12 protein-coding genes and 1 pseudogene are annotated in these 15,803 nt (G+C 62.7%); 5 read left to right on the forward strand and 8 right to left on the reverse strand.

The features are described 5' to 3' along the window. The first annotated feature begins 271 nt into the window (after positions 1–271). A pseudogene (locus I6L36_RS22325) lies at positions 272–1,398 on the forward strand (GGDEF domain-containing protein). A 108-nt stretch (positions 1,399–1,506) separates the two neighbouring features. Here the strand turns inward: I6L36_RS22325 and rnk are convergent. The 5 genes from rnk to I6L36_RS20710 all read right to left on the reverse strand — a co-directional run bounded on the left by rnk (position 1,507) and on the right by I6L36_RS20710 (position 6,469). Further along, positions 1,507–1,902, reverse strand: coding sequence for a nucleoside diphosphate kinase regulator (gene rnk, locus I6L36_RS20690; protein WP_010675253.1), 396 nt, complete (start codon positions 1,900–1,902; stop codon positions 1,507–1,509). A gap of 233 nt (positions 1,903–2,135) precedes the next feature. Further along, on the reverse strand, positions 2,136–2,870 hold the full coding sequence (locus tag I6L36_RS20695; protein ID WP_180321339.1) for an ABC transporter substrate-binding protein: 735 nt from the start codon (positions 2,868–2,870) through the stop codon (positions 2,136–2,138). 81 nt (positions 2,871–2,951) lie between these two features. Then, positions 2,952–3,635, reverse strand: a complete 684-nt coding sequence (locus tag I6L36_RS20700) for a hypothetical protein (protein WP_216986885.1) — start codon at positions 3,633–3,635, stop codon at positions 2,952–2,954. 50 nt (positions 3,636–3,685) lie between these two features. Then, positions 3,686–5,053, reverse strand: coding sequence for an alkaline phosphatase (locus I6L36_RS20705; protein WP_216986886.1), 1,368 nt, complete (start codon positions 5,051–5,053; stop codon positions 3,686–3,688). Between the two features lie 24 nt (positions 5,054–5,077). Beyond that, positions 5,078–6,469, reverse strand: a complete 1,392-nt coding sequence (locus I6L36_RS20710; protein WP_039040264.1) for an alkaline phosphatase — start codon at positions 6,467–6,469, stop codon at positions 5,078–5,080. A 341-nt stretch (positions 6,470–6,810) separates the two neighbouring features. Between I6L36_RS20710 and ylqF the strand changes: the two genes are divergently transcribed. Both ylqF and I6L36_RS20720 read left to right on the forward strand, forming a co-directional pair. Continuing rightward, complete coding sequence (gene ylqF / locus I6L36_RS20715) at positions 6,811–7,761, forward strand: ribosome biogenesis GTPase YlqF (RefSeq protein ID WP_041213141.1); 951 nt, start codon at positions 6,811–6,813, stop codon at positions 7,759–7,761. Positions 7,762–8,062: 301 nt separating this feature from the next. Beyond that, positions 8,063–9,211, forward strand: coding sequence for an MFS transporter (locus I6L36_RS20720; protein ID WP_216986887.1), 1,149 nt, complete (start codon positions 8,063–8,065; stop codon positions 9,209–9,211). Positions 9,212–9,300: 89 nt separating this feature from the next. On the opposite strand, the gene I6L36_RS20725 is transcribed toward I6L36_RS20720, so the two are convergent. From I6L36_RS20725 to dinG, 3 genes are all read right to left on the reverse strand, one after another. Next, on the reverse strand, positions 9,301–10,197 hold the full coding sequence (locus I6L36_RS20725; RefSeq protein WP_216986888.1) for a histone deacetylase: 897 nt from the start codon (positions 10,195–10,197) through the stop codon (positions 9,301–9,303). Between the two features lie 70 nt (positions 10,198–10,267). Beyond that, entirely contained in the window at positions 10,268–10,927 is a 660-nt protein-coding gene (locus tag I6L36_RS20730) for a DUF2057 domain-containing protein (protein ID WP_039040268.1), read from the reverse strand. A gap of 213 nt (positions 10,928–11,140) precedes the next feature. After that, the gene (gene dinG / locus I6L36_RS20735; protein ID WP_216986889.1) at positions 11,141–13,213 is read right to left on the reverse strand and encodes an ATP-dependent DNA helicase DinG; all 2,073 of its coding nucleotides are present in this window, start codon (positions 13,211–13,213) and stop codon (positions 11,141–11,143) included. 382 nt (positions 13,214–13,595) lie between these two features. Here dinG and I6L36_RS20740 point away from each other — a divergent pair, with 382 nt between their 5' ends. Both I6L36_RS20740 and I6L36_RS20745 read left to right on the forward strand, forming a co-directional pair. Then, positions 13,596–14,633: a porin gene (locus I6L36_RS20740; protein ID WP_039040270.1), complete on the forward strand. Its 1,038-nt coding sequence runs from the start codon at positions 13,596–13,598 to the stop codon at positions 14,631–14,633. Between the two features lie 195 nt (positions 14,634–14,828). Continuing rightward, entirely contained in the window at positions 14,829–15,770 is a 942-nt protein-coding gene (locus I6L36_RS20745; RefSeq protein ID WP_069652548.1) for a hypothetical protein, read from the forward strand. Positions 15,771–15,803: the final 33 nt, after the last annotated feature.

Raw genomic sequence — 15,803 nt, forward strand, 5'->3', positions numbered from 1 at the left:
ACTCAATAAGTTATGGAGACTTTTATCCGTCGTGGTGACTCATAAAACCACATGAAAACAACATATCTATCTAATGGCGCCGGTTCAAGTGCAAAATATCCGGCGGCCGTCTCGGTGGAAAATCCGGGCACAGACAGGGCGTTGTCCGGCCCGCTTCAAGGGGAGTAGGGCGTGCGAGCTGGGCAAATATTTTTGCCCGGCCCATAGGCTCCCTCTGTGTCTTGTCATGGGCTTCCCATATACTCAGCCATCCCCATTGGAAGGTTCGGGAATGGACGCCTCAATTCTGCTCAATCTGGACGTATTTACCCTGATGTTGATGGCCCTCGGGGGCTACAGCCTGGGATTCATCACCCTCTCCATCATCTGGTGGACCCACAGGGAAATACCCGGTCTCGGGCTCTGGTGGTGGTCCAGCCTCTGTGCCCTGGCGGCGCAATCGCTCTTCTTCATGCAGGCATTTGCCCCCCATATCGCGGGGATCTGGCTGGCCAACCTGCTCATCACCTTCTGCCTCGCCCTGATGCCACTCGCCATCCAGCGCTTCTTCGGGGAGCCGCCAAACTGGCGGGCCTTCACCCTCTTCATGCTGGTCTACCTGCTGATCCTTTGCTGGAGCGTCATCTTCAACGACAAGATGGCCCCCCGGGTGCTGCTGGCCTGCCTGAGCTACATGATGGTGGGGGCGGTGATTGTCTGGCTCATCTGGCGCCATGGCTACCCTGACTATCTGCCTGCGGTGCTGGTGTTCACCGTGGTCAACATCCTGCTCTACGGTTTCAATCTGGTGCGCATGGGGGCCCTGCTCGGCGGCGAGGTGCGGGTCCTGATGGATCAGCATGCGGTCAATGTGCTCCCCTTCCTCTCCATGCTGATGGGCAACTATCTGTCGACCTTCGGGGTGCTGCTGCTCTGTACCCAGTACCGGGCCCTGGCCCTGCGTCGACAGGCCAGCCAGGATCCCCTGACCGGCCTCCTGAACCGGCGGGGCTTCATGGATCACTGCGTGACGATGGCAAGGCTGGGGGCGCTGGTGGTGCTGGATCTCGACGACTTCAGCAGATCAATGATCGCCACGGTCACGAGACCGGGGACAGGGTGCTGGAGGCGGTGGGTCGCTATCTTGCCGGCCAGCGGGATCTGGTGGCCAGCCGCTTCGGCGGGGAAGAGTTTGTGTTGCTGTTGCCCGAGCGGGACCCCCTGGCCCAGCAGGCGCGCTGCGAGCAGATCCGCCAGGGGATAGAAACGCTGGGGCTGAAGGGGGTCCGGGTGACGGCCAGCCTGGGGTGGGCGCCCAGCGCCCGCGAATGGCACTTTGACACCCTGTTCAGCCAGGCAGATCGCGCTCTCTATCAGGCCAAGCGGGAGGGCAAGAACCGGATCTGTCAGGGGGCCTGATCCCCCGTCAGGTCATGCCCGGCCGGTGGCCCTTAGCTCCGACCGGACAAAGGCATACCGAGTCAGCCACCTGGTCGCATCAGATCTGAATGGCAGCCTGGCAGCCTGTCAGCGGTGCAGCTCCCCCGCGCGTTCCGGCTGATAGACCACTTCCAGGATCTCCACCTGGATGGTGCGACCGGCCGGCCCCGGCCAGGCGATGCTGTCACCCACCTTGAGCCCCAGCAGGGCGCTGCCCACTGGCGCCAGCACGGAGATCTTCGATTCGTCCCCCTGCACATCCTTCGGATAGACCAGCGTCAGGCAGAAGTCGTTGCCGCTGTTTTGCATCTTGAAGCGCACCGTGCTGTTCATGGTCACCACGTCCGGCGGCATGTCGGCGGGTTCGCGGATCTCGGCGCGATCCAGCTCCTCTTGCAGGGCAAGGTGCTGGGGGTGGTTGCCAAGCAGCTGTTCGATGCGATCCAGATCCAGGCTGGAGATGACGAGATGAGGCTGTTTCATAGGGTATTTCCTTATCAATGACTGAAGGGACCAGGATGACGGGCAGACTGGTCGACAAAAAACGGTGCAAGGGTAAAAAGCAGACAGCAAAAGCGATGCCCCCGAGCGACTCGCGCAGCGGGGCGAGGGCGGGGGCTCAGCGGGGTGTGAGCGTACTGGAAAAAATCATGATTGCTTTCATGGAGATACCATAACCATTCTGGGGTGGTTTGGCAATTGGGCTGACTTTCTCATCAGGGAGCCTGGTAATCGTACTGGTGCAGGATGCGCGCGAGACTGCCATCCTCCCTCATTTCCTGAATGACCCGGCGCCAGCGCAGCGCCTCGCTGCGGGAGAAGCGGGGACTGGCGGCCAGGTAGAGGGTGCTCTGCTGCAAGGTCTCGCCCCGCACCAGATCCGGGAGCGGCAGACCCGCCCGCTGCTGGTTGTAACGGGCGGTGTTCCAGGCCACCGCCCAGGCCTGGATGCGGCCGCGCGCCAGCTTGCTGGCGTTGCTGACCTCCTCGGTGACCAGCTCCTGGGTCACCCCTGTCAGCGGCTGGATCAGGCTCTGGCTATGGGAGCCACGCATCACGCCAACGGTGAGGCCTGGCAGCGTCTTCATGGAGAGCGGCGCTGGATGGTGACGGCGATGGCTGACCAGCACGAAGGCCTCCTCCAGCAGGGGGGCAATCCAGAGAAACAGTGGTTCGCGCTGGGGATTTCGGGCCGGGGGCAACAACAGGACATCCGGGCGGTGGCTGGCCTGGCTGAGGGCGCGAGCCAGCGGCATCAACTCGATCTCGAGCGGTTCCCCGAGGCGGCGGGCAGCCTCCTCCAGCACCTCGATGGCCATGCCGCTCGGCGCACCCTGTTGGGCGCGGATCACATAGGGGGGAATGTCCGCGGCCACGACGACCACGGCACGGGCCGAAAAGGCGCAGACGATCAGGGGAGAGAGCAGCAGAAGCAGAGTAACAAGGCGCATGGATGTTCGGATCCGGGATGAGTACAGAGAGTGTAACATCCCGTTACGCCATGTCAGCCAGGCGATTGCCGCCTGGGGGGATCAGTCGAAGAAATCCCGCAGGTCCAGGGTCTGGTACCCTGCCAGTTGCTGCCAGGGGAGGGTCTTTGGCAGCGGCTTGAGCGTCACCTCCATCCGGTAGCTGCGATAACCGTCGAGGCTTGCCGACTCCACCACCAGGGGCAACTGCCAGCGGCTCGACCAGAGGATGCGGGTACGCTGGCGACCTTCACGGGTCTCATACCAGTTCGCCTGGTCGGGGGCGGCCTCATCCAGCGGTGTCATTCCCTCTAACAGGGCAGGGTTGATGAGGTGGCGGATCCGCGCCCACTCCGGCTTGAAGGCCACCTGGCCGTACTCCTCCTGCGGCACCTCTACCAGCTGGTTGTGCCAGGCATCGGCGTAGCGCAACTGGAGTGCGTCTCCCTCGCTGCGGGTCACCCAGCGCGCCGCCATCTGGTGAGTGAAGTGCTTGTGGCCGTGGCGGGCATCGTGGGTGGCGTGATAGGCACGGGCCAGGGGAACGGGAATGAGCCGCTGGCTCCACACCTGGTCACCGACCCGCAGCCACTTCTCCTGCCACTGGCTCTCCCGGGTGATGCCGTCGCTGCCGGTCACCCTGTCCACGTAGCGGATGCGGGCGGCCAGATCGGGCACCTCGTCGGCCAGGAGGGGGAAGGAGAGGGCGCTGCCCAGCAGCCATAAAGAAAGCAGATATTTCATCATCGTCTCTCGCTCGACGGAAAAGGTGCCCGGCGCGGTGCCGGGCACCTTTATCACAGGCCGAGGGCCTCCCTGAGCTTGCCGAACACCCGGGTGTTGTCGAGGGTGCCCTTGAACTGGCTGCTGCCGGCGCCGCCCGCGAACAACATCACATCGCCACCGCCGTGAGTCTCGGAGCTGAGCTTGACCCCGGTCTCCTGCAGGTAGTCATCCGCCATCACCTCATCGCTGGTGAGGGTGGGACGCTGGTCCTGGCGGTTGGGGCCGTTGCCGAATACCAGAGTAGTGAACGGCTTGCCGTCCGCGTCGTTCTGGGTCGAGCCATCGGCGTTCTTGACCAGATCCAGCACCTTGTTGCCCTTGGCGGAATAGCCGTTGATGGTCATGGTGTGGTCGTGGTCGGCGGTAACCACGATCAGGGTATCGCTCAAATCCACTTTGCCGAGGGCCGTCTTGACCGCCTCGTCCAGCGCCACCGCATCGGTCAGGGATCGCTTGGCGTTGGTGGCATGCAGGGCGTGGTCGATACGCCCCCCCTCCACCATCAGGAAGTAGCCCTGGCTGTTCTGGCTGAGCAGATCGATCGCCTTGGCGGTCATCTCGGAGAGGGACGGCTGGGTACTGGCCGCCCCCTTGGCGACGCGGTCCAGTTCGTAGTCGAGGTGGGACTTGGTGCTGAACAGCCCCAGCACCTTGCCCGAGTTGACGGCAGAGAGCTCATCCTTGGTGGTGACATAGCGGTAGCCCCGTGCGGTCAGCTCGGCGGTGAGATCCCGGCCGTCGGCCCGGCCGCCCTTGTTGCTGGCGCTGTAGGGCGTCCAGTGGTTGGCGCCGCCCCCCATCAGCACATCGACCCCATCCCCCAGCGCCTGGTTGAAGCCGGCGCCGCCCGGTACCGCCTGCTCGGCGATGGCGTAGGCCGCATCCCGGTGACAGATATGGGAATAGGTCGCCGCCGGGGTGGCATGGGTCAGCTCCGTGGTCGTGACGGCCCCCACCGACTTGCCCGCCGCCTTGGCCAGCTCGAGAATGGTGGGCACCGGGCTCCCGTTGTCGCTGGTGCAGTTGTTGATGCCCTTGTTGCCGTTGGCATCCTTGGACGGTGCCACGGCCCTGGTGTCGCTGCTCATGGCGATCACCTCGTTGTTCATCTTGACGCCGGTGGTGTAGGCCGCCATGGAGGGGGCGGAGTCCGTGGTCTGGGCATCGTGGGAGAAGGTCTTGATGCGCGCGCTCTGGGGCAGTTTCATCATCTCGAGATCCCCCTCTTCCCCCACCTTGAACAGGCGGGTGGCGGTGAGCACGGTGGGACCCATGCCGTCACCGATAAAGAGGATGACGTTCTTGGCATCGGCGGCGTGCGCCTGGGAGAGGCCGCCAAGCGTGCCGAGCAGGGCGGTGCAGACCAGCGTCTTTTTCATGGTGATGTTCATCCTGATAATCCCTTACAGCTTGGCCGCAGCCTTGATCTTGCCGAACACGGCGGTGTTGTCGAGAGAGCCGTGGAAGCGCTCCGCCCCCTGGCCGATGGCGCCGAGGAAGACATCGGTACCGCCGTGGGTCTCGTTGCCTATCTCGCCCACCTTGACCACCACCTCCTGGTGATAGTCGTCGGCGGAGGTGGTGGCGTCGTCGAGGGCCGCCACGCTGCTGCGCGGGCCATCCACTCGGTTGTAGCCGTTGCCAAAGCCGATGATGGTGTAGGGCATGCCATCGCTATCCTTGCTCGGCTCGCCGGTCTCGTAGTTCTTCACCAGCCCGAGCACGCCCGCATTGCCTGCCGTGGTCTTGCCGGTGCGCTTGGCGTACCCGTTGAGCACAAGCGTGTGGTCATGGTCGGCGGTGACCACGATCAGGGTGTTTTTCAGCTCGGGATCGGTTTTCTTCACTTCATTGATGGCGGCCAGGATGGCGTTGTCGAAGGCGAGGGTATCCTGCAGGGCGCGCTTGGCGTTGGTGTCGTGCAGGGCGTGGTCGATACGCCCCCCTTCCACCATCAGGAAGTAGCCCTTCTCTTTGCCCTTGAGCTGCTTGATGGCAGCCAGGGTCATCTGGGCCAGTGACGGCTCGCTGGCGGGCCGGTCCAGGTCATATTTCATGTGGCTTGAGCCAAACAGGCCCAGCAGCGGCTTGCTCGCATCGGCCTGGTTCAGCTCGTCCAGGGTGGCGGCAAACTGATAGCCCTTCGCCTTCATCTCGTCGATGAGGTTGCGGCCATCGGTCCGCTTGCCCTTGTCGGCACTGGGCAGGAAGAAGCTGCTGCCGCCCCCGAGCACCACATCCAGCCCCTCCTTCAGGGCGCTGTTGTAACCGCTGCCCCCCGGCACCATCTGGACGGCGATATCAGCCTCCAGATCCCGGTTGCAGATATGGGCATAGGTGGCGGCCGGGGTGGCGTGGGTGACCCGGGTGGTGGTGACCACGCCGGTGCCACGGCCATCGGCCTTGGCCAGCTCCAGCAGGGTGGTCACCGCTTTGCCGCCGCTCTGGCTGCAATCGCTCTCCTGGGTGGCGTCGCTGTCCATGCTGATGACGCCGTTGTTGCTCTTGACCCCGGTCATGTAGGCCGCCATGGAGGGGGCCGAGTCGGTCACCTGGGCATCGTGGGAGAAGGTCTTGATGAAGGCCGTTTCCGGCAGGGTGTCGATGGTGAGGCTGCCCTCTTCGCCGACGCCATAGATCCGGGAGGCGGTGAGGGTGTTGAGACCCATGCCGTCGCCGAGGAAGAAGATCACGTTCTTGGCGCTGGATTCCGGGGTGTTGCTGTCGTTGTTGGAGTTGCAGCCGGCGGCCAGGGCGGCGCCTATCATCACTGCAAGTCCTGCCATCTTTCTCATTGGGGTTCGCTCCTTGTGAAACCTGAGCGCAGCCTAGAGGGGGCAGATGACACTTTTAGTGAAGAGAGATGACAATACGGTGAAAGCGCCTTGCAAATGTTTTCTTATATCAATGGGTTATGTTGATTGTGTTTTGCCACTCACCTCCCGCTGGCGTGGTGGGCATCCGGCCACCCGGGTGACAACACCCGGCCAGAATAGCCTGTCAAATCGGGGCCGCAGCAGGTAAAATGCGCCCCCTTGCGATGAGTGCCAGCGGTCTGGCGCATCACCACGCACCCGCAACCCCGAGCGCCCGCAGCCCCGAGAGGGGACCGCATGCCAATGAGAGAGTAACGGATATGTCCATCAACTGGTTCCCCGGCCACATGCACAAGGCCCGCAAAGAGATTGCAGAGGTCATGCCCCAGGTCGATGTCATCATCGAGATGCTCGACGCCCGCATCCCCTTCTCCAGCGAGAACCCCCTGGTGCCGGAGCTGCGCGGGGAGACGCCGGTGATCAAGGTGCTCAACAAGGCAGACCTTGCCGACCCCGAGATCACCGCGCTTTGGGTGGCCCACATGGAGCAGGAAAAGGGGATCAAGGCACTGCCCCTGACCCAGCAGGAGCCTACGATGATCAAGCAACTGCTGACCCTGTGTCACGAGATGCTGCCGGAGCGCAACTTCGAGCTGCGCGGGGTGCGAGCCATGATCATGGGCATCCCCAACGTGGGCAAGTCCACCCTGATCAACACCCTGGCGGGGCGCATCATCGCCAAGACCGGCAACGAGGCGGGGGTGACCAAGTCCCAGCAGCGGATCAAGCTCGACAACCACGTCATCCTGACGGACACCCCTGGCTTCCTGTGGCCCAAGCTCAACCCGCCCTCCTGCGGTTATCGACTGGCGATCACGGCGGCCATCAAGGATACCGTCTTCGATTACGCCGACATCGCCATGTTTGCCGCCGATTACTTCATCAAGGCCTATCCGGAGCGCATCAAGGCACGCTACCAGCTGAGCGAGCTGCCGGAGACCGAGATCGAGCTGCTGGATCTCATTGCCCGTCAGCGCGGCTTCATGCGCAAGGGGGGGCTTGCGGATCTGCACAAGGCCTCGGAAATCCTGGTCAATGAATTCCGGTCCGGCATGCTGGGGCGGATCTCCCTGGAGACGCCAGAGATGGTGAGCGTCGAGATAGTGGAAGCCGAGGCCGAGGCTGAGCAGAAAGCCAGGGAGAAGGCGGAGCGGGAAGAGGAGCGCCAGGCCCGGGCTCGTCGCAAGTACGCCAAGAAGCGCCAGCGCTGACCGGCGTTGTGCACGATAGGTTGTGCTTGATAGCAAGAAGAGGCGGCCCTGGGCCGCCTCTTCTGGTCATGGCGCTCTGGCGTGAGGGAGGCACAGAGTCGATATTCAACCGCCCGCTTCCCCTCATCATGACCAAGGTGTCGGCCAATCAAGGGGATGAGGCTCCCGTCAGGGGAGGGCCGTGCCGCGTTGCCATCACGGTGGGCAGAAAAACCTTGCGACCCGGCCTCAGTGCCGATTGACAAAGGCACAGGCGGTGGCATGATGCGCTCGCATTTTGCCTCTCCCCACGGTTCTATCCATGACCACATACTCCCGCCCGGTGCTGCTCCTGCTCTGTGGCCTGCTGTTGCTGACCCTGGCCATCGCGGTATTGAATACCCTGGTTCCGCTCTGGCTCGCCCATGAGCATCTGCCCACCTGGCAGGTCGGCATGGTCGGCTCCTCCTATTTCACCGGCAACCTGCTGGGAACCCTGCTGGCGGGCAGACTCATCGCCCGCTGCGGCTTCAATTGCAGTTACTACCTGGCCAGTGCGCTCTTTGCCGCAGGCTGCGTCGGGCTCGGCATTACCGTGGTGTTCTGGAGCTGGCTCGCCTGGCGATTCATCGCCGGAGTCGGCTGCGCCATGATCTGGGTGGTGGTGGAGAGCGCGCTGATGTGCAGCGGCAACGCCCGCAATCGGGGTCGCCTGCTGGCTGCCTACATGATGGTCTATTACGTGGGCACTGTGCTTGGGCAACTGCTGGTGAGCAAGGTGCCGACGTCGCTGATGGCGGTGCTGCCCTGGGTGACCGCCCTGGTGTTGACGGCCATGTTGCCGCTCTTGTTCACCCGCATCGCCAGTCCGTCAGGCAACCACCAGGCCAGGACTCCGGTCTGGCCGATGCTGCGCCTGCGTCAGTCGCGTCTGGGGGTGAACGGCTGCATCCTCTCCGGCATCGTGCTGGGGGGGCTTTATGGTCTGATGCCGCTCTATCTGAACCACCAGGGGGTGAGCGACGGGGCCATCGGCTACTGGATGGCGGTGATGGTGAGCGCCGGCATCCTGGGGCAATGGCCGGTGGGACGTCTGGCGGATCGTTTCGGGCGCCTGCCGGTGCTGCGGGTACAGGTGCTGGTGGTGATCCTGGGGGCCATGGCGATGCTCGGCAACGCGGCCATGGGACCGACGCTGTTCATTCTGGGGGCCGCGGGCTTCACGCTCTATCCGGTGGCCATGGCCTGGGCCTGCGAGAAGGTGGAGCAGCATCAACTGGTGGCCATGAACCAGGCGCTGCTGCTGAGCTACACCATCGGCAGCCTGCTCGGGCCGACCCTGACGGCGCTCTTGATGCAGCACTACTCGGATCATCTGCTGTTCATGGTGATTGCCGGGGTCTCCCTGGTCTATCTGCTGATGCTGCTGCGCAAGATGGGCGAGCACCCGACGCCGATGGCCCATGCCTGAGGGCAGACGGCGTCATCATCCCTGCGCACTGGATATAGAAGAGGCGACCCAAGGGTCGCCTTTTTTCATCATGGGCCGGGCGGTGCCGCTCAACCAAACCGGTGCCTTGCTGCTTCGAAGAGCGAGAGGTGCAGCGGGATCAACTGCTGCCAGTCTCGCCGGTAACCCCCTCCCGGTACGGCGGTGATGGGCAGCCCGTGGCGAAGCGCAGAGTCAAAGACCATGGCATCGCGCTGGCGCACGCCTGAGTCGCTCAGGGAGAGGTAGCCTAGCTCGTCGTCCCGGTGCACATCCACCCCGGCCTGATAGAGGATGAAGTCGGGGGCGTAGAGGCGATGAGCAAGGGCGAGGGCCTGGTCCAGGGTCTCGAGATAGGCGTCGTCCTCCATGCCGTTTGGCAGGGGAAAGTCCAGATGGGAGGCCGGCTTGTGGCGGGGGAAGTTGTGTTCCCCGTGCAGGGAGAGGGTGATGATGTCGCGGCTGCCCGTGCACAGGGCGGCGCTGCCATCTCCCTGATGGACATCGAGATCCACGATCAGCACCCGCTCGCAGAGTCCTTCGTCCAGGCAGGTTCGTGCCGCGACCACCAGATCGTTGAAGAGGCAGAAGCCGCTGCCAAAGTCCCGGTGGGCGTGATGATAGCCGCCGGAGATCTGCAGTCCGCAGCCCTGCGCAAGGGCGTGGCGGCTGGCGGCCAGGGTGGCGCCGACCGAGTGCAGGGTACGTTCAATCAGCAGGGGAGACCAGGGAAAGCCGAGCCGGCGAATGGCCCCTTCATCGAGGGTGCCGGCGAGGGCGGCCTGTACATAGGCCGCATCGTGCACCTTCTCTATCTGCTCACGGCTGGCAGGGGTGGCCTGTGCCAGCGGATAGTCGAGGGCGACGAGGCGTTCAAACAGCGCCTGGTACTTGGCCAGGGGGAAGCGGTGACGCTCGGGCAGTGTCAGGGCGGAGTAGTGGGGGTGATAGAAGATGCGCAGTGACATGAAGCATCGGCCATGAACGGGTATGAAAAAGGGGAGCCAGGCTCCCCTCGATGCAGGCGTGCGATGCGCCTTACTGCTGCTGGATCACCCAGATCTGGAAGGCTTTGCGGGTCTCCGCATCGGCCTTGTTGTACCAGCTCTGCAGCTGGGTCAGGGCTTCCGGGTTGCTCATGGCCTTGCTCGGGGCCACTTCCACCGGTGCGCTGGCGGCAGCCATCACGGCGGCGGTGGAGACGGAAACGGTCTTGGGCTGGTTGAAGGCCTTGCCCATCTTCAGCAGCTCCTGCTGATAGTCACGGGTCAGCTGGAAGCCACCCACGGTCGGCATGACGAACTGCTCGGATTTCAGGACCTGGCCGGTGGATTTGTCTTTCAGAACGACGTTCTGTTCCTTGACGAAACGCTTGGCTTCTTCTTCCTTGCGGGGCTTCTTGAAGTCGAGGAAGAGTTGCTGGTTGTCGGCGGCGGTGAAGTTGATCACCAGGGGCTCGGCGGTGACCAGCTTGGTTTCACTGCGGCTGGAGTAGTTGCCCTCGAAGGCGACCACGACCTGGTGCCTGCCGGGCTCCAGGGAGAAGACGGTGGCTTTGTCGAGCAGCTGGGGGTTGACGGGTTCGCCATCGAGCAGCTGGATGACATAGGGATTCGTAATTTCCAGTTGGCTAGCGGCCAGGGCGCTACCTGCCCACAACAGACCAGCCAGGGCCGGTACCAGAACAGTCAGTTTCATTTCATCTCCTTGAACAGTCAGGCAATTGCCCACTGAAAAATAGGGGGTCATTTTTACAGGTTTGCCCCACAGCGGCAATAGCCGTTTATGGCGCCTTCCGGTGTGCGGGGTGTGGATCCCGCTGCCCCGAGTCCTGCGGGCAGCGTGCTCTTCTATCTTCCTGCCCCCTCCTGACATGAGAGACAGGGGATCGCATGGCGGGCGTCAGCCGTGTCACTCGATGCGTCGGGTGAAGGGGGGGAGGGCGTCCAGCAGCCCCTTGCCGTAGCGCTTGGTCAGCAGGCGCCGGTCCAGGATGGTGACCCGCCCCCGATCCGCCTCTTTTCGGATGAGGCGGCCACAGGCCTGGATGAGCTTGCGCGACGCCTCCGGCACCGTCAGTTGCAGGAAGGGGTTGCCGCCGCGCTGCTCTATCCACTCGGCGGTTGCCTCTTCCACGGGGGAGTTGGGCACCGCGAAGGGGAGCTTGGTGATCACCAGGTTGGTGAGGTAGTGGCCAGGCAGATCCAGCCCTTCCGAGAAGCTGCCGGTGCCAAAGAGGATGCTGGCCTGGCCGCCGTCGCACTTCTGTTTGTGCAAGAGGAGCAGGGCGCTGCGGGACGCTTCCCCCTGTACCAGGAGCGACATCCCCTTGGTCCGCAGCCCCACCGCCACCTCGTTCATCTGGCGATAGGAGGAGAAGAGCACCAGGCTGGCCTCCTTGCCTGCCAGCAGGCGGGGCAGGGTATCGATCAACTCCTGGGTGAAGGCGGGGGCACTGGGTTCATGGGCCATCTTGGGCAGATAGAGTTCGGCCTTGTGGTAGTCGAAGGGGGAGCGCAGCCGCAGATAGCGGGTGCCGTCATGCTCCTTGAGCCCCACCTGGTGGCGAAAATAACTGAAGGAGGAGAGGGCGGTGAGGGTCGCCGACACCAGCACGGCCCCGAGACAGCGGGACCAGAGCCACTCCTCCAGCAGATACCCCACCTCGATGGGGGAGGCGTGCAGCCAGATGTCCCCGTCCTCGCTTCTGGCCATCCAGCGGGCGAGGGGGGTCTTGCCGGTGGGAACATGGCGGCTCAGCATCTCCCAGAGGGCGCAGAAGCTCTCGAGCCGTTGCAAGTGAAAACCGCTCTCCGCCAGCAGAGGCTCGGCCTCCTTGCGACGGATGTCGCCATCCTTGAGCGCCTCGCCGATGGCCCCCTGCATTCTGTCCAGCGCCCTCAGTGCCTTCTTGCTCGCCTCCTTGAGGTTTTCCGCCAGCATGGGCAGGGGATCCGGCAGCACCCCATCGGCGAATCTGTGGTGGGGCTCGCCGCCAAAGAGGTGATCATTGCTGGCGAGCCACTGCTCGAGGGCCTTGAGATCCGGCTGGAGAGAGGCCAGGGCATCCTGCAGTTTGAGCTGGGGGTCGAGCAGGCTCTCCTTGTTCAGCGTTCTGGCCAGCTTGCCAGCGCTTTGCACCAGCTTTTCCAGCCAGCGGCGGGATCCCTTGATGCTGGCGCTGGCGGCGCCGTGATCCCGGGCGATGGTGGGCAGGTGATGGGCTTCGTCCAGCACATAGATGCACTCGTCCGGCGGCGGCAATATGATGCCGCCCCCCATGGTGAGGTCGGAGAGCAGCAGGGCGTGGTTGACCACCAGCACATCTGCTGCGTCCATGTCGTTGCGGGCGCGGTGGAAGGGGCAGTGCTGATGGTGGCTCAGGGCCTTGTTGCAGGTGTGGCGGTCGGCGGCGATGCGATCCCAGCACGGGTCCGGAATGGGTTTGGACCAGTTGTCCCGATCCCCGTCCCACTTGCCTTCGGTGTAGGCCTGCCACAGCCCCTGGTAGCACGCTTTGTCAGCATCCGATGGCTTGTGTTTGCTCAATGCGCCGAAGTCGAGTTCGAAATTGGCCATCTCGCTGCCGTTTGCCGCCTGCTCCAGCAGGTGCTCGCAGCAGTAGCGCTGGCGCCCCTTGACCAGCATGAAACGAAACGGCAGCTCGCTGTGACGGTGATAAAAGGGAAGATCCTTGTGGATGAGCTGCTCCTGCAGGGCCACGGTGGCGGTGGAGATCACCAGCTTCTTCTGGGTCAGCCGTGCCACTGGTATGGCCCCCTGGGCATAGGAGAGGGACTTGCCGATGCCGGTGCCTGCCTCGGCCACCAGGATGCGGCGACTCCTGTCATATTCTCCTGTCAGGGTCTTGGCGATTTCGGCAACCAGGAAATTCTGCTCCTTGCGCGGCACAAAACCGGGTAAACCATCGGCAATCTGGCGATAGGTATTGCGGATGGTGGCTTTGAGGCGAGTCGATAGCATAAAGAAGGTGTGGCCGTGTCGGTGTGGATGGCAACAGGATACCCGCAACAGGCGGCCCGGGTCGAGGCAGGGGAGAAGCAGTTGGGTCAGCCCTGGCTTTGCACATATGTTATGAGGGAACAGGGGGTTGCAATAAACCACCAAAAAAGAGGGATTCAGGCAGAGAGTATCGCTGTAAACGTTTTCCCTGATGGGGCAAACATTGTGAGATTCAGCTCACAAATTTTTCCCTGTGACTATGGTTTTCATAAAAAGTTCCAAGTTTTTTCATTGCGGATTCGAAAACCCGGTGATAGTCTCGGCGCCATAGTGATGCAAAGAACATCGCTAACACAGGGAATAACAAGGACTTAGTGTTTAATTACAGTAGGCATTGGAAACTATGAAAAAGACAATTCTGGCTATTGCTATCCCGGCTCTGTTCGCATCCGCAGCCAACGCTGCTGTCGTTTACGACAAAGACGGTACCTCTTTTGATATCTATGGCCGTGTTCAAGCCAACTACTACGGTGAACACGACGATACCGACGCTGAACTGGTTGGTTCCTCCCGTCTGGGCTGGTCCGGCAAAGTCGGCCTGAACAACACCTGGTCCGGTATCGCCAAGACCGAGTGGCAAGTATCCGCCGAAAACTCTGACAACAAGTTCAACTCCCGTCACGTATACGTCGGCCTGGACGGTACCCAGTACGGCAAGATCATCTTCGGCCAGACCGACACCGCGTTCTACGACGTGCTGGAGCCGACCGATATCTTCAACGAATGGGGTGACGTAGGTAACTTCTACGACGGTCGTCAAGAAGGCCAGATCATCTACTCCAACACCTTCGGTGGCTTCAAGGGCAAAGTGTCCTACCAGACCAACGATGACGTAGCCGTCAAGGTTACTGACATCGGTCAAGGCATCAAGGAAACCGACGTCTACGGTCCGAACGTCAAGCGCAACTACGGCTACGCCGCTGCTGCTGGCTACGACTTCGACTTCGGTCTGGGCCTGAACGCCGGTTACGCTTACTCCGACCTGGAAAGCACCGTCAGCACCGCTTCTGGCGACAAGAAAGAGTGGGCCCTGGGCGCACACTACGCCATCAACGGTTTCTACTTCGCCGGTATGTACACCCAGGGTGACCTGAGCTACGACAACACCACCCAAGGCAACAACAAGGACAAGGGCCGTGGCTACGAGCTGGCTGCTTCCTACAACGTTGACGCCTGGACCTTCCTGGCCGGTTACAACTTCGCCGAAGGCAAGGTACTGTCCAACTCCGCCGGTTCTTCTTACGAAGACATCGTCGACGAAACCCTGCTGGGCGTGCAGTACAACTTCACTTCCAAGTTCAAGGCGTACACCGAGTACAAAATCCAGGGTATCAACGACAAGGACGACGAGTTCACTGTTGCCCTGCAATACAACTTCTAATCTAGCCTCTGCGCTGATTTAGTTGATGAACGGCCAAGCTTGCTTGGCCGTTCTGTTTTTTGGCCCCTTCACCACTTTTCGTCCTCTGGCCCTGCGCCATATCACGTTGTCTTCTTTGCACCCTTGGTTCTCCTCTGGTAAATCGCTAGATTATTCAATTTGTTGAAGCAGATTGGCCGACAGGGAAGGATGCCTTTGATCGATTTCACCCACCCCGAGTGGCGCGCGCTGGCACAGCAGTTGCTGAGAGGCGGCCCCCAGGCTGTTCGCGGTCGTCAATGGCAGCCGCTCATCGGCATGCTTCGGGACAACCAGTTGCTGCTGGCCCTTGGCAATCATCACTATGAGCTCACCCCTGCCGGGCACCGCTATCTGACCCGGGAGCTGATGCTGGCGAAGATGGCCAGTGCCCCGCCGGAACCCGAGGAGTGGCTGCAATCCCACGGCTGGCAACTGGGGGAGAGGGTCAACGAGCGGGTGCTGGCGGCCCTGTATCGCAAGGGGGAGGGCCATTTCAGCCCCATCGAGCAGATCGACTTCGAAGACAAGGGGATCCGGCTTTGCAGTGATCTGCCCCTTCGTCTGCGGGCCGCACGGCCGTTCAGCCTGTTTCTCAGCGGCGGCACCCTGCTGGATGCCGCCCCCTGGCTCCAGACCCTGGGGGAGGTGGCGCTGCCAGCCCGCACCCTGGCGCAGCTTGGCAAGATCCTCTGGGGAGAGGGGGAGATACAGCGGGTGATCACAACCGATGCCGTCGGCGCCTTCGCCGAGTTGCCACTGCCCGCCGACGCCCTGCTGGTCTGGTATCCCGCCGAGGATCCCGGCACGCTGGAGCCCCTGATCGCCGCCTTGCCGCCCCAGACCCTCTGGAGCCACCTCACCGCCCTGGATCCGGCCGGGGTCGACAGAGTACTGGCATTGGCCCAGCGGTTGGGGAGACCGGCGAGCTGGTGGTTGCCCCGGGATCTGGTGCCCATCAAGGCGGCTTACGGGGTTCCCCTGGGGGATGGCCGGCCCTGGGAGCCGAGCCGTATCCCCCGTGCGCTGCTGGCGCAGTGCAATGATCTGGTGGAGTCGAATCGGGGTCTGTCGGTCGAGGTGTGTGCCCTGGCACCGGATTGGCACGGGATTGGTTGAGGCGGCGCCGAGAAAGCGGTTTTCCCCTATGGA

The organism is Aeromonas sp. FDAARGOS 1406, assembly GCF_019048565.1.
Taxonomy (GTDB): domain Bacteria; phylum Pseudomonadota; class Gammaproteobacteria; order Enterobacterales; family Aeromonadaceae; genus Aeromonas; species Aeromonas caviae.

What these genes read in the sequence shown, in the direction of transcription:
- ylqF (WP_041213141.1), top strand. Translation starts at nt 6,811, where the DNA reads ATGTCCATCAACTGGTTCCCCGGCCACATGCACAAGGCCCGCAAAGAG.
- dinG (WP_216986889.1), bottom strand. Translation starts at nt 13,213, where the DNA reads ATGCTATCGACTCGCCTCAAAGCCACCATCCGCAATACCTATCGCCAG.
- I6L36_RS20740 (WP_039040270.1), top strand. Translation starts at nt 13,596, where the DNA reads ATGAAAAAGACAATTCTGGCTATTGCTATCCCGGCTCTGTTCGCATCC.
- I6L36_RS20695 (WP_180321339.1), bottom strand. Translation starts at nt 2,870, where the DNA reads ATGCGCCTTGTTACTCTGCTTCTGCTGCTCTCTCCCCTGATCGTCTGC.
- I6L36_RS20730 (WP_039040268.1), bottom strand. Translation starts at nt 10,927, where the DNA reads ATGAAACTGACTGTTCTGGTACCGGCCCTGGCTGGTCTGTTGTGGGCA.
- I6L36_RS20710 (WP_039040264.1), bottom strand. Translation starts at nt 6,469, where the DNA reads ATGAGAAAGATGGCAGGACTTGCAGTGATGATAGGCGCCGCCCTGGCC.
- I6L36_RS20725 (WP_216986888.1), bottom strand. Translation starts at nt 10,197, where the DNA reads ATGTCACTGCGCATCTTCTATCACCCCCACTACTCCGCCCTGACACTG.
- I6L36_RS20700 (WP_216986885.1), bottom strand. Translation starts at nt 3,635, where the DNA reads ATGATGAAATATCTGCTTTCTTTATGGCTGCTGGGCAGCGCCCTCTCC.
- rnk (WP_010675253.1), bottom strand. Translation starts at nt 1,902, where the DNA reads ATGAAACAGCCTCATCTCGTCATCTCCAGCCTGGATCTGGATCGCATC.
- I6L36_RS20705 (WP_216986886.1), bottom strand. Translation starts at nt 5,053, where the DNA reads ATGAAAAAGACGCTGGTCTGCACCGCCCTGCTCGGCACGCTTGGCGGC.
- I6L36_RS20720 (WP_216986887.1), top strand. Translation starts at nt 8,063, where the DNA reads ATGACCACATACTCCCGCCCGGTGCTGCTCCTGCTCTGTGGCCTGCTG.